The organism is Pantoea sp. X-Soil-ISGK-355 (assembly GCF_059730805.1).
Window position 1 is genome coordinate 3,559,537 of sequence record NZ_AP035971.1, and the last position, 21,322, is coordinate 3,580,858.

Below are 21,322 nucleotides of genomic sequence, written 5' to 3' on the forward strand. Positions count from 1 at the left end.
GGCTGCGTTCACTCACCCGGATCACTTACTCATGTAAGCTCATCGGGATGCGTTCTCTTGCCGCCTCAATGCAACCCGAAATCCTTTGGGTATATACGAATGACGCGCAGTTATGCCTGGTACAGAAACTAATTTGTGGCGAGGATCACATCGGGGATCAGGCGTTGCGCTGACGCACCGCTTCAAACAGGCAGACACCGGTTGCAACCGAGACGTTGAGTGAAGAAACACTGCCCGCCATCGGGATGCTGATCAGCTCATCGCAATGCTCGCGGGTCAGACGACGCATGCCTTCGCCTTCCGCGCCCATTACCAGCGCCATCGGACCGGTCATTTTGCTCTGGAAGACGGTATGGTCCGCTTCACCTGCGGTGCCGACCACCCAGATGTTGTACTCCTGCAGCAGGCGCAGTGTACGCGCAAGATTAGTGACGCGAATCAACGGCACATTCTCTGCCGCACCGCTGGCCACTTTTTTGGCCGTGGCATTCAGGGGAGCAGAACGATCTTTGGGCACGATAATCGCATGAACACCGGCCGCATCGGCGCTGCGCAGGCAGGCACCCAGGTTGTGCGGATCGGTAACCCCATCCAGCACCAGCAGGAAAGGCTTCTCCAGGCTCTGCAGCAGATCCGGCAGGTCGCCTTCCTGATACTGACGACCCGGTTTTACCCGTGCCACGATGCCCTGATGCACACCGCCTTCAACCTGGCTATCGAGCCACTTACGCTCGGCCAGTTGAATCACGATCCCCTGAGCTTCCAGCGCGGCGACCACGGGTTGCAGGCGACGATCGTCGCGGCCTTTGAGGATAAAGACTTCCTGGAAACGTTGTGGATCACGTTCCAGCAGCGCCTGCACGGCATGGATACCAAAAATAATTTCGCTCATCGATCTGCTCAGTGGTTGGAAATGAATAAATGACCGCCCTTTCTGCGGAAAGAAAGGGCGGGTATGCGCACTCTATTACGCTCAGCCTTCAGGCTCCGCTTTTTTTCTGGCGCGCTTCGCCCGGGTGGCGGCGGCGATTTTACGGGTTTTTTCCGAGACGTTTTTACTTTTTTTCTCGGTATTCGCCACGGCTGGTTTGCCCTTGTCACCCCGGAATGCAGCATCCGGCTCGAAGTTGGACTTTTTGTTCACGTTACGACGACGCTTCGCTGGCGCGTTGTCTTCACGCTTCGCCCGATCACGCGCGGTTTTACCCTCACCACGCACCTGACGCTGGCTGGAGATAAGAGCGAAGTCGATTTTACGCTCGTCCATATGGACCGCTTCGACACGTACTTCAACGGTGTCACCCAGACGATAGGTACGGCCGCCCGATTCACCAATCAGACGCTGACCTACCGGGTCAAAACGGTAGTAATCGTTGTCGAGGGTTGAAACGTGGACCAGTCCGTCGATGAACAGATCGCTCAGGCGGACAAAGAAGCCAAATCCGGTCACGCTGGAGATAACGCCGTTGAAGACGTTGCCAACCTGGTCCTGCATGAAGTCACACTTGAGCCAGTCCGCGACGTCGCGGGTTGCTTCATCGGCGCGACGTTCGGTCAGGGAACAGTGCAGACCCAGTTGCAGCATCTCCGGCATCTCGTAGTGATAGCCGCCGGTTGCTGTCGTCATATCTTTGGCGACGCTGCGCTCTCTCGGCATCAGGTATTTGATGGCGCGTTGTACCAGGCCTTTACCTTCATCCTGCTCTTTTGCCAGCAGATATTTGATGGCGCGGTGCAGCGTCAGATCCGGGTAGCGGCGAATTGGCGAAGTAAAGTGCGCATACGATGAGAGTGCCAGACCAAAGTGACCGCGGTTTTCCGGATCGTAAACCGCCTGCTTCATCGAACGCAGCAGCATGGTTTGGAGCATCTCTGCATCAGGACGATCGGCAACCTGCTTCAGCAGCGCCGCATAGTCGACAGGCTGCGGTTTGTTGCCGCCTGGCAGAGTCAGTCCCAGCTCGTTTAGCACGGTACGGAAGCTCTTGATGCTCTCATCGGTCGGGCGATCGTGATCGCGGAACAGTGCCGGTTCCTGATTTTTCTCAACGAAGCGTGCTGAGGCGATGTTCGCCAGGATCATGCACTCTTCGATCAGCTTGTGGGCATCATTACGTGACGCGCGCTCAACACGTTCAATACGACGCTCGGCGTTGAAGATGAACTTCGCTTCTTCCGTTTCAAACGAGATACCGCCGCGCTCTTCACGTGCAGCATCCAGTACCTGGTAGAGGTTGTGCAGCTCTTCAAGATCTTTGACCAGCGGTGCATACTGCTGACGCAACTCTTTGTCGCCCTGCAGGATGTTCCAGACTTTGTTATAGGTCAGACGCGCATGGGAGTTCATCACCGCTTCGTAATGCTTAAAGCCGGTGAGCTTACCTTTAGTCGAAATGGTCATCTCGCACACCATACAGAGTCGATCGACCTGCGGGTTAAGCGAGCATAAGCCATTCGACAAAACTTCCGGCAGCATCGGCACAACCTGCGACGGGAAGTAGACTGAGGTGCCGCGCTGATGCGCTTCGTCATCCAGTGGCGTACCCGGACGGACGTAATAGCTCACATCGGCGATAGCGACCCACAGACGCCATCCGCCACCGCGTTTTTTCTCGCAGTAGACCGCATCATCAAAGTCACGGGCATCTTCACCATCTATGGTGACCAGCGGCAGTTTGCGCAGATCGACGCGGCCTTTTTTGGCCTCTTCCGGGACGTCTTCTTTCAGCTTGCTGACCTGAGCTTCCACTTCTGGCGGCCAGGTGTGCGGAATTTCATGGGTACGCAGCGCCATATCAACGGCCAGGCTGGTGCCCATATCATCGCCCAGTATCTCAGCCACTTTACCGATCGCTTTGGTGCGACGGTTCGGACGCTGGACCAGCTCAACCACCACCACAGAACCCATGCGGGCATTCATCGTCTCTTCAGGCGGGATGAGGATGTCAAAACTCAGGCGACTGTCGTCAGGCACCACAAAGCCGGCACCCGCATCGGTAAAGTAGCGGCCAACGATCTGATTGTTGCGCGGTTCCTGCACGCGGACCACGCGCGCTTCGCGGCGGCCTTTGCGATCGGCACCCAGCGGCTGCGCCAGGATTACGTCACCGTGCATACAGAATTTCATCTGCTCTGCGGAGAGGTAGAGGTCATCTTTCTGACCTTCTGCCCGCAGGAAGCCGTAGCCATCACGATGGCCAATGACTTTACCCCGCAGGAGATCAAGACGTTCTGGCAGCGCATAGCATTGACGGCGGGTGAACACCAGCTGACCATCACGTTCCATGGCGCGAAGACGGCGACGTAGCGCCTCAAGGTGCTCTTCTTCGTGCAGATTCATCTCTTCAGCCAGCTCTTCACGGCTGGCTGGTTTTTCACGTTTTTCTAACAGAGCCAGAATAAATTCACGGCTTGGAATAGGATTTTCGTATTTTTCAGCTTCTCTATCCTGAAAAGGATCTTTTGACATAGCGGTTCCTCCGATGTCATTTAATATTTATTTCCGGCGGCGATTTGGACAGGATGATTTCATAAAGTGGTGTATTACCTTCGACCAAATCTGCCAGCGTATAGCTATCCAGCTCCTGCAAAAAGCGCTGCACTGCATCGTGCAGTGCCTGCTTCAGACGGCAGGCTGGTGTGATGGAACAGGAGGCGCAGTCCACTAATTGTAGCGGTTCCATCTTGCGTACCACGTCGCCAATGACAATCTGACGAGGCGGCATACCCAGGCGAATGCCCCCATTTTTACCACGCGTTGCGGCAACGTAGCCCGCACGGCTCAGCTGATTGATGATTTTGACCATATGATTACGGGACAAACCATAGGTGTTTGTCACTTCCGTAATATTGGTCTGCTGATCTTCAGGCAACGCTGCCAGATAAATCAGCGCCCGTAAGCCATAATCAGTAAAACTCGTGAGCTGCACAGTAACCTCAGTGAACCTTCAGGCGTGGCATTGCATTATTCGCCCTGTGATTGATGTCAGGATTAAATCGGATTGCCATTCGATTAACTACGATGATAAACCAGAGTCTGATTTGCCGTGCGTTTTTTTAAGCCAGCACAAGGTTTGACAAGCGAAGGGAGGTAAAGTGGCATCAAATAGTGGGAAAACAAGGGCCGGACAGCGTCCGGCCTGAGTGATTATGCGTCGAACGGATCGCGCAGAATCATCGTTTCACTGCGATCGGGACCGGTTGAGATGATATCAATCGGCACACCCGTTACCTCTTCTACACGCTTAATGTAGTCGCGTGCGGCCTGAGGCAAACCTTCCAGCGTCTTCACGCCAAACGTGGTCTCGCTCCAGCCTGGCAGGGTTTCGTAGATCGGCTCAATGCCTTCCCAGTTCTCTGCCGCCAGTGGCGTCGTAGTCACTTCGCGGCCATCAGGCATACGGTAAGCAACACAGATTTTCACTTCTTTCAGGCCATCCAGCACGTCCAGCTTGGTCATGCAGAAACCTGACAGGGAGTTAATCTGAACCGCACGGCGAACCGCGACCGCATCCAGCCAGCCGGTACGACGGCGACGTCCGGTGGTCGCACCAAACTCATTGCCCTGCGCACAGAGGAATTCGCCAGTTTCATCGAACAGCTCGGTCGGGAACGGGCCTGCGCCCACGCGGGTTGAGTACGCTTTCACAATACCCAGCACGTAGTCGACATAACGCGGACCAATGCCTGAACCGGTTGCCACGCCACCTGCGGTCGTGTTGGACGACGTCACGTACGGATAGGTTCCGTGATCGATATCCAGCAGCGTACCCTGCGCGCCTTCAAACATAATCAGATCGCCACGCTTACGCGCAACGTCCAGCAGTTCAGAGACGTCAACCACCATGCCCGTGAGGATGTCAGCGACTTCCATCACATCGCTCAGCACTTTGTCGAAGTCCACTGCCGGCTCTTTGTAGTACTCAACCAGCTGGAAGTTGTAGAAATCGACCACTTCTTTCAGCTTGGCAGCAAAGGTTTCTTTGTTGAACAGGTCGCTAACGCGCAGTGCACGTCGAGCGACTTTATCTTCATAAGCAGGGCCGATGCCACGGCCGGTAGTACCAATCGCTTTGGCACCACGGGCACGTTCACGCGCCATATCCATCGCAACGTGATATTGCAGGATCAGCGGACAGGCTTCAGAAATCAGCAGACGTTCACGTACCGGGATCCCGCGCGCTTCCAGGCCTTTCATCTCTTTCATTAAGGCTTCAGGAGAAAGCACTACGCCGTTACCAATAATGCTGGTTACGTTATCGCGCAGAATGCCAGAAGGGATCAGGTGGAGGACGGTTTTTTCACCGTTGATGACAAGCGTGTGGCCCGCATTGTGGCCGCCTTGATAACGCACAACGTAATTCGCGCGCTCAGTCAGAAGGTCTACAATCTTACCTTTACCTTCGTCACCCCATTGGGTGCCCAGTACGACGACGTTCTTACCCATTTCTCAAAATCACCGATTGCTTAAAAAAGGATTCTACCATCTGATCCCATGGCTTTCAGCACTTTTAGCATACGATTGCGCGCTTTTTTGCCTGAGTTTTGATCACTACAACATGTTGGGGATAATGGCGCGAAGAGGCACAATTTAGCCGGTGTGAACTCGGGTACTAGAGGTTGCCGTGCAGGCTGAGCATGCAGTAAATCACCATGCCAGCAACGACCAGTCCTCCCCCAAAGCGGTGCAGCAGACGATCGGGCAACCGCGTCATCGTCAGGATCATGCGTCGCCAGGCGCGCGGCATAAACATCGGTCCCAACCCTTCCAGCACTAACACCAGCGCCAGCGCCATCCAGATGCTTGTTTTCATTCTGAATCCTAAAAAAAAGGCCGACAACATTGTCGGCCCACAGGTTATATCAGTTCTTAGCGTGTTGCGTTAGAGGGCGCCTTCATATATCGGAAGAAGTCGCTATCCGGGCTTAACACCATCACATCCTGATCGCTATTGAAGCTGTTTTCATAGGCACGCAGGCTACGAATAAAGGCGTAGAAGTCAGGATCTTTACTGAACGAATCGGCAAACAGCCGCGCCGTTTCCGCATCACCATCACCGCGCGTGATCAGGGCTTCACGCTGGGCTTCAGCCAGCGTACGCGTCACCTGATAATCGGCCTGGGCGCGCAGTTTTTCCGCCTCTTCCTGACCCTGTGAACGCTGACTACGCGCTACGGCTTCACGCTCAGCACGCATACGGTTGAAGATGGCATCGGAGACTTCTGTCGGCAGGTTGATCTGCTTGATGCGCACATCCACAACCTGAATACCCAGTGCTGCCATACTGTTCGGATTCGGTGCCGGCTCGCTGCTGTTGGTTTCGCGCTCGACACGGGCTGCTGCGCTGGCAATCGCATCATCAGCCGCAGGCGTGGCGATTTCATCATCGCTGCCCGCAGAACCAGTATTCAGCGCGTCACGCACATCGGTGGTCAGGCGACCACGGGAGTCTGTGACGATATCCTTCACATCCAGACGACCCATTTCAGAACGCAAACGGTCACTGAACTTACGTTTCAGCAGCACTTCTGCCTGAGAAACATCACCGCCACCGGTAGCCAGGTAGTAGCGACTGAAATCGCTGATACGCCATTTGATGTAGGAGTCCACGATCAAATCTTTCTTCTCTTTGGTGACGAAGCGATCGGCCTGGTTATCCATCGTCTGAATTCGCGCATCCAGCGTTTTAACCGTTTCCAGGAATGGAATCTTAAAATGCAGACCCGGCTCAAATACCTGCGGTTTGTTTTCGCCGTCGCGCAGGACTTTACCGAAGCGCAGAACAATGCCTCGCTGCCCTTCCTGCACCACAAACAGCGACGCATAGAGCGCCACCAGCACGACAATGATTAAAAATACTATTGGCTTACGCATCGATTACTCTCTCCCTTCGCGCTGGCTGTCGCTGCGCTGAGCATTCGCCCGACGCTGATCCATGATATTGTCCGGACTGTATGACGACGTGTCATTGCGGCTGGCGTTGCGATCGGAGATGGCTGGCAGCGAAGAACTGTTACCGCCTTTCTGACCATTCTGGCCTGGTGCAGACTGACCACCACGCATCAGTTGATCCAGCGGCAGTACCATCAGGTTGTTACCCCGATCGTTAACCAGTACTTTGCGGGTATGGCTCAGCACGCGTTCCATTGTCTCAATATAGAGACGCTCTTTGGTAATTTCAGGCGCGGCTTTATACTCCGGCAAAATCTTGGCGAAACGCGCCACTTCACCCTGCGCTTCCAGCACGGTACGCTCTTTGTAAGCGCGCGCCTCTTCCAGAATACGTTGCGCCTGGCCATTAGCTCGAGGCTGAACTTCATTGGCGTAAGCTTCTGCTTCACGGACATACTGTTCGCGGTTTTCACGTGCGGCAATCGCATCATCAAACGCAGACTTCACCTCTTCCGGCGGACGGGCAGCCTGGAAGTTGACGTCCAGTACCGCGATCCCCATGTTGTAAGGGCGAATTGTTTCATCGATTTCACGCTGGGTATCGCTACGCACCACGGTACGACCTTCAGTCAGAATGCGGTCCATGGTAGAACGACCAATCACGCCGCGCAGCGCACTGTCAGTCGCCTGACGCAGACTGTCATCCGCGCTGGTCACGGCATAAAGATAACGTTCCGGATCGGTCACGCGATACTGCACGTTCATCTCCACGCGTACCACGTTCTCATCTGAGGTCAGCATCACGCCAGAAGCCGCCAGTTCACGCACCGATTCAACGTTAACCGCACGTACCTGATCAACAAATGTCGGTTTCCAGTTCAGGCCGGGCTCAACCAGGTGACTGAACTTACCGAAGCGCGTTACCACGCCGCGTTCCGCTTCTTTGATGGTGTAGAAACCGCTTGCAGCCCAGATGACTACAGCAGCAACAGCCACGATGCCAACGATTTTGCCTCCGCTGCCGGAGCCGCGTTGACCGTTATCGCTCTGTTTGCCACCACCCAGTCCACCAAGCTTCTTGCTCAGCTTACGGAAGATATCATCCAGATCAGGAGGCCCGGATTCCCGTCCTCCCTTATTTCCCCCAGAGTTGCCGCCTTGATTATTGCTGCTTCCCCACGGGTCGCGGTCCTGTCCGTTATTTCCGGGCTGATTCCACGCCATGTCTCTACTCCATTTATTGTAATTACGGTTTTTACCCTTCATCTTTCGGATTGCAGCGGTGTTGGCTGCCTTCGCTCACCCCGCTCACTCATCTGCGTAAGCGCCCGGGGATTCACTCAGTTGCCGCCTTGCTGAAATCCGAAATACCCGGGTAAATCCTGCGTATTCAGGCCTGCAACGAAAGTGCGACAATCTTCAATTTTTAAGGTAAATGCGTTTGGGCAATATCAAACAATGTAACTGGTCAGCGACGGTTCCTGCTTACATAAACGCATCCACTCAATGATGGGCATACGTATCTGCAATCCTACACTGCCGTCGTCTTCATTCCACTCTTTCTCAATCGCCTGCAACTGATAGAAACGGCTGCGAAGTCGCCCCGCCTCCGGTGGCAGACGTAACGCGTGCTGGGCAATTTCACCTGACAGGCGCTCGGACAGGGCCTGCCACAGCAACGGAATGCCTGCACCAGTCTGGGCGGAAAGCCAGACGCGGATGGGCAGGTTCTCTTCGTTGCGATCGATACGCGGTTCGAATCCGTCGAGCATATCGATTTTATTCATGACCAGTAAGGTCGGAATTTCGTCCGCTTCGATCTCTTCCAGTACGGTATCGACGGCGGCGATATTTTCCGTAACGCGAAGATCGGCACCATCAATCACGTGCAGTAACAGCGTCGCCTGACGTGTCTCCTGCAGCGTAGCTTTAAATGCGGCAACCAGATCGTGAGGAAGATGGCGGATAAAGCCCACCGTGTCCGCCAGAACGACATCTCCGACATCGGCAACATTCAGACGGCGCAGTGTAGGGTCAAGTGTCGCAAACAGCTGGTCTGCGGCAAAGACGTTGGCAGAGGTCATGGCGTTAAAGAGGGTCGACTTGCCGGCATTGGTGTAACCCACCAGCGAAACCGTTGGCACATCCGCTTTAGCACGAGACTGTCGTCCCTGCTCACGCTGTTTTTCAACCCGCTCAAGACGTGACAGGATCTGACTTATACGTCCGCGCAGCAGACGACGGTCGGTTTCTAACTGTGTTTCACCCGGGCCACGCAAGCCTATCCCGCCTTTCTGACGTTCAAGGTGCGTCCAGCCGCGTACCAGACGTGTCGCAAGATGGCGCAGCTGTGCCAGCTCAACCTGCAATTTACCTTCGTGGGTACGTGCGCGTTGGGCAAAGATATCCAGAATCAGACCGGTGCGATCAATGACACGGCATTCGCACAGGCGCTCGAGGTTTCTTTCCTGAGCGGGCGTAAGGGCATGATCGAATAATACGACCGATGCTCCTGTTGTTTTTACCGCATCGGCAATTTCAACGGCTTTTCCTTCACCGACAAAATACTTGGGGTGTGGCGCTTTGCGGCTGCCAGTAACCACTTGCAGCGCCTCAACGCCAGCAGAAGAGACCAGGGTTTCAAACTCCTGCAAATCTTCTACTTCTTTGTCTTGGGAGAACCAGATGTGTACCAGTACGGCCTGCTCACCGGCTTCATAACGGTCAAACAAGCTATAACCTCGCTAAATAAAAGACCAGGACGGAAAACCGCTGTTCTCCGTTCCTGGCTGTACGGTGACGCGTTATTCTGCGTTATCACCGTCTTGTTGTGGCTGTGGCTGCGCAGTTGTGTTGCTGCCGCCATGATGGTAATTGTTGCTGCCGCCACCGGTATTATTGCTATGGTGAGAAACCGGGCGTGAAGGAACAACGGTAGAAATGGCGTGCTTATACACCATCTGACTCACCGTGTTTTTCAACAAAATGACGAACTGATCAAATGACTCAATCTGACCCTGCAGCTTAATACCGTTAACCAGATAAATCGAAACCGGAACACGTTCACGACGCAGTGCGTTCAAAAACGGGTCTTGTAATGATTGCCCCTTAGCCATTCTATCTTTTCCTTATATGCTTGTTGTTTGTTGCAAGTAGAACCTATGGTTCTGAAAAAACTGCGTAAAAATTTGCGCACGATAACCCATCAATTGTACACAATCACCCATGCTTCGCACTAAGAACCTGTAACACTGTATCACGCGCCAGCCGGGGCTCGTCACTGTCAAGCCAGTGAACATTTTCCCAACCGCGTAACCAGGTCATCTGTCGCTTAGCAAGCTGCCGGGTTGCGCAAATTCCCCGATAAACCATCTCGCTGTAATCGATTTCGCCCGACAAATAAGACCACATCTGACGATAACCAACACAACGAATGGAAGGCATGTCCGTATGCAAATCACCTCGTGCAAACAGGGCCCGAGACTCCGCTTCAAATCCTGACGCCAACATCTGCTCAAAACGCAACGCGATGCGCTGGTGCAGCAATTCGCGGCTCGCGGGGGCGATGGCAAACTGTTGCACGTCGTAGGGTAACGCTTCACCGGATGTTTTTGTCAGTTCCGTTAAAGTTTTACCCGAAATAAAAAAAACTTCCAGTGCTCGCGAAAGTCTCTGCGGATCATTCGGATGAATACGACTGCCGGCAACCGGGTCGATTTCACACAGCTGGCGGTGTAAAGCTTCCCAGCCTTTTTCACGCGCCGTTTGCTCTATCCGCTGACGAACGTCGGGATCGGCCGAGGGCAACGGCGACAATCCTTCAAGTAACGCCTTGAAGTAGAGCATGGTTCCACCAACAAGCAACGGTATTCGTCCGGCTTCAACGATATCCGCCATTTCTGCTAAAGCATCCCGCCGGAACTCCGCTGCCGAATAGGTTTCTGCGGGGTCGCGGATGTCGAGCAGACGATGGGGCGCCACTGCTAACTCCTCAGCCGACGGTTTCGCCGTGCCAATATCCATCTGACGATAGATTAAGGCAGAATCTACGCTGATTAGTTCCACTGGTAACTGCTTACGCAATTCAATTGCTAAAGCCGTTTTGCCAGACGCCGTGGGTCCCATCAAAAAAATAGCCTTTGGCCGGCCAGCCTGGTTTAATTCACTCATGCTTCAACGCGTTGATCGCGCTCTCAATCTCTATGGGCTGTAATAAGCCTGAAGGCGGCGATTTCAGCAGCTGTGGGCAAAGCCGTTCAAGCTCTGCCAGCAGGTTGATCGCCTGTGAGTGATTCCAGTCGGAGGACTCTGTATCCTGACGCCGCGCCAGCCACTGGGCCAGTTGCGTCGCAGAGATCTCCTGCTGCCGGGCGAGATAGCCTAACAGCTCAGGAATCAAGATTTGTAAATTTTGTGTTCGTAACGGTAAAGGCACCGCGCGCAATGTCACGTGGTCTCCTTCGGGCTGAAGTTCAATGCCCATCTGATTGAGCAGGCTGCTCTTTTCTTTTGCTGCCTGTCGTTCTTCCTGGGCGATTTTCAGGCGCACCGGGATCAATAGTGGCTGCGGTTTAAGCCCCTCTTCGCCCGGTTCAAGCTGCGCCTGTTTCAGCCAGCGCGCCGCCACCGGCAACGCCATCAGCATTAATGTCTGATCCTGCTCCAGCAGTGCAAAGTGATTGTGTAACACGGTCAGTACACGGCCAAAACTTTGAGCATGCGCGGCCAGTGGCGAGGGTCTTTCGGGCTGACGCGCTATCGGCTCGCGGGCTTTTGGCGGTGATGACGTGCTGACAGGCGTTTTCAGCAACTGCTGATAAACCGCCCCTTCACGTTGACGATACCCATTCTCTTTGTTCTGCCAGGCCGGAGCAGGCTGTGTTTCACGCCCGGATGCTGCTGATTTCTTCTCACTGACGGATGCCGATGGCTGCGCAAAATGATTACCGCCTGCTGCCTGACGGTTTTCCGGCTGCCAGCGCGGTGCGGGCTCTTCTGCCTGGAGCGCAGGTAAGGTCGGTGTCGCCATCGCCTGTAATGCGCTGACCACACCCTGATAGATAAAGTCATGCACCAGGCGTGATTGATGAAACCGTACTTCGTGCTTGGCCGGATGGACGTTGACATCAACCTGATGCGGGTCGATCTCCAGATAGAGCACATAAGCGGGCTGCTGGTCATCCTGGAGCTGAGTCTGGAACGCCTGGCGAATAGCATGGTTAATCAGTTTATCGCGCATCATTCGGCCATTCACATAGCAATACTGCAGATCGGTGACCTGGCGCGAACCGGCAGGGTCGGCAACCCAGCCGCGCAGCGAGAGGTCGTCATGCTGCCAGTCGATGCGCAGCGCATGCTGCATAAACGTGGTGCCGCAGATAGAAGCCAGCCGCCGTTCGCGCTGGCTCTCCTCGCTGACGGCCCGATACTGACGCATCATTTTACCGTTGTGGCTTAGCGAAAGGGCGACATCAAAACGTGCCAGGGCAATACGGCGAATGACCTCGTCGATATGACCGAACTCGGTTTTCTCGGTGCGCATAAATTTGCGGCGTGCCGGCGTGTTATAAAACAGGTCCAGCACTTCCAGTGTGGTACCACAGGGATGCGCCGCCGGTTTAACCGTTACCGCCATATCACGCCCTTCTGCATAGGCCTGCCAGGCTTCAGTTTGGTCGGCGGTGCGTGAGGTGAGTGTCAGGCGGGAGACAGAACTGATACTGGCCAACGCTTCACCACGAAAACCCAGGCTCATGATCGCTTCCAGGTCATCCAGTGAGGTTATTTTACTGGTAGCGTGACGGGCGAGTGCCATCGACAGCTCGCTTTTCACGATGCCGCACCCGTTGTCACGAATGCGAATCAGCTTTGCGCCGCCCTTTTCAATATCAACGTCAATGCGCGTCGCGCCGGCATCCAGGCTATTCTCCACCAGCTCTTTAACCACGGAGGCAGGACGCTCAACCACTTCACCCGCCGCAATCTGGTTAGCCAGCTGGGGTGGTAAAATTTGAATCGGCATGGTTTTCCTTTTAGCTGGCAGCCCGGCGCAGGGGCCGGGCAAACAATCAGGATGCAGGAATTTTCAGGTTCTGCCCCAACATGACGTTGGTCGACTTCAGATTATTGGTCTGCATTATCGCTTTCGGACTGACGCCGTAGTGTGCGGCAATGCCGGTTAATGAATCGCCCACCACAACTTTGTGGCGCACAACGCCGCGTGGCGTAGCGCGCGTGGTGCGACTGGCGACTGCACTGGCCGGCACTTTGAGCCGCTGTCCGACCCACACCACATCCCGCTTCAGGGTGTTCATCTCACGCAGGGTGTTCATGCTGACGCCATACTTCGCGGCAATACCGGAAAGTGTCTCACCACGCGTTACCGTATGGCGCTGCGTTGCTCCGGTATATTGTGTCACACCTGTCGCCGGGTTGCTGGCGACGCTAACCGCTGGCGACGAGCCCAGCGGCCGGTTTTCCTCCTTTGGGATGGATTGCAGCGGGTGCGCCAGGAAATAAGTGCGCAGACCCTTATAGATCGACTGCGCAATCTTATCCTGGTGTGCGCTACTGCCAAGCAGTCGCTCCTCCGAGGAATTACTGATAAAGCCGGTTTCCACCAGCAAAGAAGGAATATCAGGTGAACGCAGCACGCCAAGACTGGCATGCTCAGGCAGACGTTTATGCAGCGACGTCACGCTGCGCATCTGCTGCAACACTTTCTGGGCGATGTCATAACCGACCCGCTGCGAGTGGCCGAATTGCAGGTCAAGTACCGCCTGGCTGAGGTAGGGGTCGGCCTGACTGTTAGCCAGCAGGTCACCTGCGCCGCCCAGCAGCTCAGACTGTTTCTCTTTCTGCTCCAGCCAGTTAGCCATCTCGTTATTGGCCCGGCGGTTTGATAATACCCAGACCGATGCACCGGTCGCCGCATGGCTCGGCGCGGCGTCAGCATGAATTGAAACCAGCACGTTGGCGTTGGCTTTACGCGCCACGTCGGAGCGGCCCATAACCGAGATAAAATAGTCGCCATCACGCGTCAGGACGCCTTTAAACATCGGATCGTTATTCAGCAACACCCGCAGTTTACGTGCAATCGCGATCGTGACGTTCTTCTCTTTCAGTCCACGCTGCCCGATGGCACCGGGATCCTGACCGCCATGTCCGGCATCAATCGCCACAATCACGGTATCGTTCTGGCTGATGGCCCGGCCAGGACTCACGGTGCTGGCTGTGCTGGTCACGGACGTCACCGGATTCGAATTAAAGGGGTTAGCCGCTGCGGCACTCTGGGTGGGTACGCGCGTCGGGGCCGTTACCGGCGCAGGCACACTGCGCGTAACAGCAGGTGGCTTACCGGTAATGGTGAAGACTACGCTGTAGCTGTTGCCATTGCGCTGGGTGACCGCCCGGGTTTTACCCGCCTGCGTCAGCTCAAACACCAGCCGCACGCTCTGTTTATCTTTAGGGGTGCTGGTGCGAATTCGCTTTACGATGTTTTCGCCGCTGAAATTTAACGGCAGCCCCTGAACCACGCCGCTCTGGCGCACATCCAGCACTACACGATTCGGGTTGTGCAGAGAGAAAAAGGCATAGACCGGCTGTCCGGCAAAGTTCAGCGTAACGGTAGCCTGACTATCGCCATTGGCCACTTTGATATCAGACAGCGTGGCGGCAAACAGGGGCGTACAGACCAGCAGCAGCAGTGATACCAGTGCTATTTTCATCCGTGACATCATGCCTCATCCCTGTTCTGACCAACGTGTTCAAGCCACTGCTGGCCGGACGCGGATTGTGCCGTCAGTTCTGCTTCACGCGCCTCACCCGCATAACGTAGCGTTAAGGTGAGATCGGGCTGTGGCAGAAAACCGGCACCCTGCTGAGGCCATTCCACCAGACAGATAGCATCACCGTTGAAGTAGTCGCGGATGCCCATAAACTCAAGCTCTTCGGGATCGGCAAGGCGATAGAGATCGAAGTGGTAGAGCGTACGGTCATCCAGCGTGTAAGGTTCAACGAGGGTGTAAGTAGGACTTTTGACATTGCCCTGATGGCCCAGCGCCTGCAGAAAGCCGCGGCTGAAGGTGGTTTTACCCGCCCCCAGATCGCCATAGAGATAAATCACTGCCGCGCTGCCACAGGCGCGCGCCAGCTGAGTGCCCAAACTGAGCGTAGCCGCCTCATCGGGCAAAGAAATAACACAGGTCTTCATGCTTCTTTATTCATCTCAGGATTAACAAACTGCCACAGCAGATCCAGTAAATCAGTGGCCAGCATACCGCGAGTACCGCGTTCTGCCGCAACCGCATCGGCCGCCGCACCATGTGCAACGCAGCCCGCGCAGGCCGCATCGAACAGCGTCAGTTTCTGACCCACCAGCGAGGCGATAATTCCACTCAGGAGATCGCCCATACCGCCGGACGCCATACCGGCATTGCCTACATCCGCAAAGGCCATTTCGCCCTGCTCGCTGGCAATCAGCGTGCCGGCACCTTTCAGTACCACTACGCCACCATAACGCTGCGCCAATGTCTGCGCTGCATGTAAGCGGTCACTCTCAATTTCACTGGTCTCGATATTCAGCAAACGCGCCGCTTCGCCAGGATGCGGCGTAATAATGCGATTCTGACGTTTCTCAGGACTGATTGCCAGCAGGTTAAGTGCATCCGCGTCCCAAAGCATCGGCTTTTCACTGCCTGCTACCCGCTTCAATGCCTGCTTTCCCCATTCGCGCTGACCCAGACCGGGTCCAATCGCGATGACATCAGCCCACTCCAGCGCCTCCGTCAGGCGTTCATCAGTCAGTTCATCGACCATAATTTCAGGCCGTGCGGTCAGAATAGGAATAATATTATCTTTGTGAGTGAGTACTCGCACCAACCCACTGCCGCTGCGTAACGCGGCTTCTGCCGTCATTCGAACGGCACCCGCGGTGCCCGCATCGCCTCCCACGACCAGCAGCCGGCCGTGACTGCCCTTGTGCGAGGTCGGTTTACGTGGCTTAAGCCAGCGGGTTAATGCGCTGGCATCATAACGGGCGATAGGTGCCTCTTCTCCGGCCAGAAAAGCAGCCAGACCAAGATCGGCATACCAGAGCTTTCCGATGTAGTCTCGCGCCTTGCCGGTGATCTGGCCCGGTTTCAGTGCGACCATACTCAGCGTATGACTGGCATTCATCACCTCGCCGGGCGCAGTGCCGTTGCGCGCGGATAAGCCAGAAGGCATATCAATGGCGACTATCGGTGCCGCATGGGCGTTCGCCTGCTGGATCAGCGTGGCATAGGGTTCTTCGGGCGCACGATTGCTGCCCGTTCCCAGCAGGGCATCGACAATCATATCAACCTGATCTGGCCAGGCCGCATCGGCCGCATGAATTTCACCGCCCGCATCCAGCCATGCGTCCCGCGCACGCTGTGCCTCTTCCGGCAGCGCTTTTTCACTTTCGCACGCCAGCAACGTGATGGTTTTGCCCGCCGCCTGCCCCAGACGCGCCAGCACATAGCCATCACCGCCGTTATTGCCATGACCGCACAGGATCAGCCAGTGGCTGGCTTCGGGCCAGTGCGCTGTCAGATGCTCGTAAGCGGCCTGCCCGGCACGCTGCATCAGCTCATACAGAGTAATCCCGAGCGCATCGGCTCCCTGTTGCTCAAGCTGTGCCACAGCCTGCGCAGGCCAGACAGAATATGGTAAACTGCGGCTGTTTTTCTTCGAATCCTGGTCACTCATGTCATACCCTCTCGATCTTCATGAACTCGCACAACAGATTAAACAGTGGGGATTGGATCTCGGCTTTCAGCAGGTCGGCATCACCGATACCGATCTCAGTGCAGAAGAGCCGCGCCTGCAGGAATGGCTCGATAAGCAGTATCATGGTGAGATGGCATGGATGGCGCGACACGGCATGATGCGGGCGCGTCCTCATGAGTTGCTGCCCGGCACGCTGCGCGTCATCAGCGTTCGTATGAACTACCTTCCGGCCAAAGCTGCCTTTGCCAGCACGCTGAAAAATCCCCGACTGGGCTATGTCAGCCGTTATGCACTCGGTCGTGATTACCACAAAGTATTGCGCAATCGACTGAAAAAGCTCGGAGAAATGATCCAGCAGCACTGTGGCGAGCTGAATTTCCGGCCGTTTGTGGATTCGGCACCGCTGCTGGAGCGCCCGCTGGCGGCCAAAGCCGGACTCGGCTGGACCGGCAAACATTCGCTGATACTGAATCGGGAAGCCGGCTCGTGGTTTTTCCTCGGCGAGCTGTTGATCGACATTCCGCTGCCGGTCGACACTCCGCAGCAGGAGCAGTGTGGCCGCTGCGTTGCCTGCATGACCATCTGCCCCACCAGCGCAATCGTTGAGCCTTACGTCGTGGATGCCCGGCGCTGTATCTCCTATCTCACCATTGAGCTGGAAGGGGCTATCCCGGAAGAATTTCGTCCGCTGATGGGTAACCGCATTTATGGCTGCGATGACTGCCAGCTGATCTGTCCGTGGAATCGCTATGGACAACTCAGTGACGAAAGCGACTTTTCACCGCGCGCGGCTTTACATGCACCGGAGCTGCTCGATTTGTTTCAGTGGGATGAAGCGAAATTTTTACGCATCACGGAAGGCTCAGCCATTCGCCGTATTGGCCATTTACGCTGGCTGCGCAATATTGCCGTGGCGCTGGGTAATGCACCCTGGTCGCCCCACATCATTCAGGTGCTGGAACAACGACTTGGTGAGAGTGAACTGCTGGATGAACATATTCAGTGGGCAGTGATACAACAGCAGCAGAAACGTGAGCAGCTGGTAGTTGAAGTGCAGCCCGCCCAGCAGAAACGGCTGGTTCGTGCAGTTGAGAAGGGTTTACCGCGTGATGCATGATTGAACAGCGAGCCGCTGGATATCGTTTTCCACATGCTGTGAATAAAAATAAAAAGCCGTTGTCATTCAACTGCAACAACGCTGATTTCACTGTGAAATAACAAATTGAAATATCTTCATAAACATAAATATCAACCACTTATGAAAAATTTGTGTTTATTTAATAATGAGACTACCGCTGCGGTTAAATCATAAAGCTGTGGATAACTCTGTTCAGAAGATATTTACAGATCGCCCTGACAGGCATGAAAGATGGGGGGTGGTGCTGTGGATAACCTTCAGGAGACAACTAAAATCACGCGACCAAAAACAGCCATATAACGAACTGAAACAGGGGGTGATGTAAAATCTGGAGCGGGAAACGAGACTCGAACTCGCGACCCCGACCTTGGCAAGGTCGTGCTCTACCAACTGAGCTATTCCCGCATAGAAGGGTACTGCTTTATAAAACTGGAGCGGGAAACGAGACTCGAACTCGCGACCCCGACCTTGGCAAGGTCGTGCTCTACCAACTGAGCTATTCCCGCAAAGAGGTTACTGCTTACATTTTAAAAATCTGGAGCGGGAAACGAGACTCGAACTCGCGACCCCGACCTTGGCAAGGTCGTGCTCTACCAACTGAGCTATTCCCGCGCTTTGTACCGATACTAAATTCTTCACCGGTACGGGGTGCGCATTATACGAGAAATCGTTGCTGCTGCAAGCGTCTGAAAGCAAAATTTTTCGCTTTCAGCGCGTTTGCTGATTAAATCAGCAACCTGGTGATTTCATGCGCACCCGTCGTCGATTAAAGCTGCAAAAAGTGTTCGCGGTAGTAGGCCAGCTCCGCCACCGACTCGCGGATATCATCCAGCGCCTGGTGCGTTCCGCCTTTTTTGAAGCCAGGCAGGATCTCCGGTTTCCAGCGGCGAGCCAGCTCTTTCAGGGTACTGACATCCAGATAACGATAGTGGAAGTACGCTTCCAGCTCAGGCATATACTTAAACAGGAAGCGGCGATCCTGCCCGATACTGTTGCCACAGATTGGCGACGTGTTAGCCGGCACCCACTGTTTCAGGAATTCAATGGTCGCCAGTTCGGCTGCGCGATCGTCAATCTGACTTTCCTTCACTCGCGCAACCAGACCACTGTTGGTGTGGGTGCGGACATTCCACTCATCCATCAGCGCCAGCTGCGCATCGGACTGATGGACGGCCATGACCGGCCCTTCCGCCAGAATGTTCAGGTTGGCGTCCGTCACCAGGGTCGCAATCTCAATAATACGATCGTGCGTCGGATCCAGTCCGGTCATCTCAAGATCAATCCAGATCAGATTCTGTTCATTTCCAGTAGCCATGCTGTTTCCTGCGGTTGCGGTAGTCGTCATTCACGATGAATAAGGTGTATCATAGACGTTTTGCCCAGCCGGGCGAAATCTGGCTAACGCTGTGAGGGTGAGTGAGTAAAAATAAACTGTCGAAGGGCCAACAACGCCGCGTAAGCGCTAACCACGATCGCCGTCTCAACCAGCGCAAAGAGCGTCCGGAAGCGGATGACAACCTGTTTGGTGAAGCTGCAGATGGGGTCGTTGTCAGTCGTTTTGGCATGCATGCTGATGTTGAAGATAGTGCAGGCGTCGCCCACCGCTGCAATATCCGCCGGACTATCCGTTCGCTGGTCACAGGCGATCGCGTGCTGTGGCGTCCGGCGACCAGCGGCGGCAAAGGCATAGTTGAAGCGGTGCACGAACGCACCAGCGTATTAACCCGCCCCGATTTTTATGACGGCGTGAAGCCGATGGCGGCGAATATCGACCAGATCATCATCGTCTCTGCAATCCTGCCGGAACTGTCACTGAACATCATCGATCGCTATCTGGTGGCCAGCGAAACGCTGGACATTGAACCCTTACTGGTCCTGAACAAAACCGATTTGCTGGATGACGAAGCGCGCGTCTTAGTCGATCAGCAGATGGATATCTATCGTGATATTGGCTATCGCGTGGTGATGGTCTCCAGCCGGGCGAAAAATGGCCTGGACGATCTGAAAGCGGCCTTAACCGACCGCGTGAGTATCTTTGCCGGTCAGTCTGGCGTCGGCAAATCGAGCCTGCTGAACGCCCTGCTCGGCTTCGATAAAGAAGAGCAGGTCGCGATTCTCACTAAAGAAGTGTCGGATGGCTCAGGCTTAGGCCAGCACACTACAACCGCATCGCGCCTGTATCATTTCCCGCACGGCGGCGACGTGATTGATTCTCCTGGTGTGCGTGAGTTTGGTTTATGGCATCTGGAACCGGAACAGGTTACCCGAGGATTTGTTGAATTCCGCCCTTTCCTGGGCTCTTGCAAATTCCGTGACTGTAAACATGGCAGCGATCCCGGCTGTGCGATTCGTGAAGCGGTCGAACAGGGAAAAATCAACCGATCCCGTTTCGATAACTACCACCGTATTCTGGAGAGCATGGCACAGGTAAAAACGCGTAAAAATTTCCCTGAGGGTGAAAGTTAATCGGTATAACCGCGTCTGAGCGGATAAGTCGCTGCATTTTGCGAAGCAGATTCCGATCACGCGTCCGGACCGTGCAGCGTGCCGGAAATCAGGTATAGTCGCCATCTGAACGGGGCACTGCTACAATCCGCCCCCTTTTTACCATGTCCTGAAATAGCCAGGAGGCTAAGGTGTTTGATCGTTTAAAACTCGGCTTGAATCATATTCTCCCGAAGAAATGGCTGACTGAACTTGCCGGTTGGGGCGCCAGTCGCCGCGGTGGTTGGTTGACCAAACTGGTCATTGACATCTTTGTCTGGTTTTACAAAGTCGACATGGCGGAGGCGCGCAAGCCCGATACCGCCAGTTATCGGACGTTTAATGACTTTTTCGTCCGTCCGCTGAAAGACGATGCGCGTCCGGTGGATGCCGATGCCAGCCTGATCGCCCTGCCCGCAGATGGTGCTATCAGCCAGCTCGGCCATATTCATGGCGATCAGATTTTCCAGGCTAAAGGTCATCACTACACCATCGATGCTCTGCTGGCGGGAGATGAGCGGATGGCCGCTCAATTTGTGGATGGTGAGTTCGTCACCACCTATCTGGCTCCGCGCGATTATCACCGCGTGCATATGCCGTGCAACGGTATCCTGCGTGAGATGATTTATGTGCCTGGCGATCTCTATTCAGTCAACCCGCTGACCGCGCGTAATATTCCCAATCTGTTTGCCCGTAACGAGCGCGTCATCTGCTATTTCGAAACGGATATCGGACCGATGGTGCAGATTCTGGTGGGGGCGACGATTGTCGGCAGCATTGAAACCGTCTGGGCGGGCACCATCACCCCACCGCGTGAAGGTGTGATCAAACGCTGGCACTATCCGGCAGCGGATGATGAAGGTGCGGTAGTACTGCTGAAAGGACAGGAAATGGGTCGCTTTAAACTCGGTTCGACGGTCATCAACCTGTTCGCGCCTGGTCGCGTCAAACTGGCTGAAAGTCTGGAAGCAGAAAGCAAAACCCGTCTGGGTCAACCGCTGGCGATTGTGCTGCCGGTTGCAACAGACATTTCCGACGTCATCATCGACTAAATTGAG

General features: G+C 55.0%; 18 protein-coding genes and 3 tRNA genes. 3 read left to right on the top strand and 18 right to left on the bottom strand.

The window, feature by feature from the left end:
• Positions 1–157 precede the first annotated feature (157 nt).
• The 14 genes from rlmB to nnr form a co-directional block, all read right to left on the bottom strand.
• Positions 158–892 (bottom strand): 23S rRNA (guanosine(2251)-2'-O)-methyltransferase RlmB, encoded by a 735-nt coding sequence (gene rlmB / locus AC6I8J_RS16295; RefSeq protein ID WP_033734044.1) that lies wholly within the window; start codon positions 890–892, stop codon positions 158–160.
• An 81-nt stretch (positions 893–973) separates the two neighbouring features.
• Positions 974–3,469 carry a ribonuclease R gene (gene rnr, locus AC6I8J_RS16300; RefSeq protein WP_161734883.1) on the bottom strand — a complete coding sequence of 832 codons (2,496 nt, stop codon included), beginning with the start codon at positions 3,467–3,469 and terminating at the stop codon, positions 974–976.
• Positions 3,470–3,485: 16 nt separating this feature from the next.
• The gene (gene nsrR, locus AC6I8J_RS16305) at positions 3,486–3,929 is read right to left on the bottom strand and encodes a nitric oxide-sensing transcriptional repressor NsrR (protein ID WP_161734886.1); all 444 of its coding nucleotides are present in this window, start codon (positions 3,927–3,929) and stop codon (positions 3,486–3,488) included.
• 218 nt (positions 3,930–4,147) lie between these two features.
• Positions 4,148–5,446, bottom strand: coding sequence for an adenylosuccinate synthase (locus AC6I8J_RS16310; RefSeq protein ID WP_031592738.1), 1,299 nt, complete (start codon positions 5,444–5,446; stop codon positions 4,148–4,150).
• A 166-nt stretch (positions 5,447–5,612) separates the two neighbouring features.
• Complete coding sequence (locus AC6I8J_RS16315; protein WP_010256126.1) at positions 5,613–5,813, bottom strand: DUF2065 domain-containing protein; 201 nt, start codon at positions 5,811–5,813, stop codon at positions 5,613–5,615.
• 56 nt (positions 5,814–5,869) lie between these two features.
• Positions 5,870–6,874, bottom strand: a complete 1,005-nt coding sequence (gene hflC, locus AC6I8J_RS16320) for a protease modulator HflC (RefSeq protein ID WP_161734908.1) — start codon at positions 6,872–6,874, stop codon at positions 5,870–5,872.
• Positions 6,875–6,877: 3 nt separating this feature from the next.
• Positions 6,878–8,116, bottom strand: a complete 1,239-nt coding sequence (gene hflK, locus AC6I8J_RS16325) for an FtsH protease activity modulator HflK (protein WP_161734911.1) — start codon at positions 8,114–8,116, stop codon at positions 6,878–6,880.
• A gap of 227 nt (positions 8,117–8,343) precedes the next feature.
• Positions 8,344–9,624: a ribosome rescue GTPase HflX gene (gene hflX, locus AC6I8J_RS16330; protein ID WP_161734914.1), complete on the bottom strand. Its 1,281-nt coding sequence runs from the start codon at positions 9,622–9,624 to the stop codon at positions 8,344–8,346.
• 72 nt (positions 9,625–9,696) lie between these two features.
• Positions 9,697–10,008, bottom strand: a complete 312-nt coding sequence (gene hfq, locus AC6I8J_RS16335; protein ID WP_010256116.1) for an RNA chaperone Hfq — start codon at positions 10,006–10,008, stop codon at positions 9,697–9,699.
• 103 nt (positions 10,009–10,111) lie between these two features.
• Positions 10,112–11,062, bottom strand: coding sequence for a tRNA (adenosine(37)-N6)-dimethylallyltransferase MiaA (gene miaA / locus AC6I8J_RS16340; RefSeq protein ID WP_161734917.1), 951 nt, complete (start codon positions 11,060–11,062; stop codon positions 10,112–10,114).
• Positions 11,055–12,914 (bottom strand): DNA mismatch repair endonuclease MutL, encoded by a 1,860-nt coding sequence (mutL, locus tag AC6I8J_RS16345; protein ID WP_161734920.1) that lies wholly within the window; start codon positions 12,912–12,914, stop codon positions 11,055–11,057. Before mutL ends, miaA begins: the two co-directional genes overlap by 8 nt.
• A 46-nt stretch (positions 12,915–12,960) precedes the next feature.
• Positions 12,961–14,631 (bottom strand): N-acetylmuramoyl-L-alanine amidase AmiB, encoded by a 1,671-nt coding sequence (amiB, locus tag AC6I8J_RS16350; protein ID WP_497825577.1) that lies wholly within the window; start codon positions 14,629–14,631, stop codon positions 12,961–12,963.
• Positions 14,628–15,104 carry a tRNA (adenosine(37)-N6)-threonylcarbamoyltransferase complex ATPase subunit type 1 TsaE gene (gene tsaE, locus AC6I8J_RS16355; RefSeq protein WP_161734926.1) on the bottom strand — a complete coding sequence of 159 codons (477 nt, stop codon included), beginning with the start codon at positions 15,102–15,104 and terminating at the stop codon, positions 14,628–14,630. The genes amiB and tsaE overlap by 4 nt, the downstream gene beginning before the upstream one ends.
• The gene (gene nnr, locus AC6I8J_RS16360) at positions 15,101–16,621 is read right to left on the bottom strand and encodes a bifunctional ADP-dependent NAD(P)H-hydrate dehydratase/NAD(P)H-hydrate epimerase (protein WP_161734929.1); all 1,521 of its coding nucleotides are present in this window, start codon (positions 16,619–16,621) and stop codon (positions 15,101–15,103) included. The genes tsaE and nnr overlap by 4 nt, the downstream gene beginning before the upstream one ends.
• Here nnr and queG point away from each other — a divergent pair.
• On the top strand, positions 16,620–17,759 hold the full coding sequence (queG, locus tag AC6I8J_RS16365) for a tRNA epoxyqueuosine(34) reductase QueG (RefSeq protein WP_497825578.1): 1,140 nt from the start codon (positions 16,620–16,622) through the stop codon (positions 17,757–17,759). The genes nnr and queG overlap by 2 nt on opposite strands.
• A 350-nt stretch (positions 17,760–18,109) precedes the next feature.
• Here the strand turns inward: queG and AC6I8J_RS16370 are convergent.
• From AC6I8J_RS16370 to orn, 4 genes are all read right to left on the bottom strand, one after another.
• A tRNA-Gly gene (locus AC6I8J_RS16370) sits at positions 18,110–18,185 on the bottom strand.
• A 25-nt stretch (positions 18,186–18,210) separates the two neighbouring features.
• A tRNA-Gly gene (locus AC6I8J_RS16375) sits at positions 18,211–18,286 on the bottom strand.
• 30 nt (positions 18,287–18,316) lie between these two features.
• Positions 18,317–18,392: transfer RNA gene (locus AC6I8J_RS16380), tRNA-Gly, on the bottom strand.
• 154 nt (positions 18,393–18,546) lie between these two features.
• Positions 18,547–19,095 carry an oligoribonuclease gene (gene orn / locus AC6I8J_RS16385; RefSeq protein ID WP_003855299.1) on the bottom strand — a complete coding sequence of 183 codons (549 nt, stop codon included), beginning with the start codon at positions 19,093–19,095 and terminating at the stop codon, positions 18,547–18,549.
• Between the two features lie 101 nt (positions 19,096–19,196).
• Between orn and rsgA the strand changes: the two genes are divergently transcribed.
• Together rsgA and asd are read left to right on the top strand one after the other, a co-directional pair.
• Entirely contained in the window at positions 19,197–20,246 is a 1,050-nt protein-coding gene (rsgA, locus tag AC6I8J_RS16390; protein ID WP_161734935.1) for a small ribosomal subunit biogenesis GTPase RsgA, read from the top strand.
• 170 nt (positions 20,247–20,416) lie between these two features.
• Complete coding sequence (asd, locus tag AC6I8J_RS16395; RefSeq protein WP_161734938.1) at positions 20,417–21,316, top strand: archaetidylserine decarboxylase; 900 nt, start codon at positions 20,417–20,419, stop codon at positions 21,314–21,316.
• Positions 21,317–21,322: the final 6 nt, after the last annotated feature.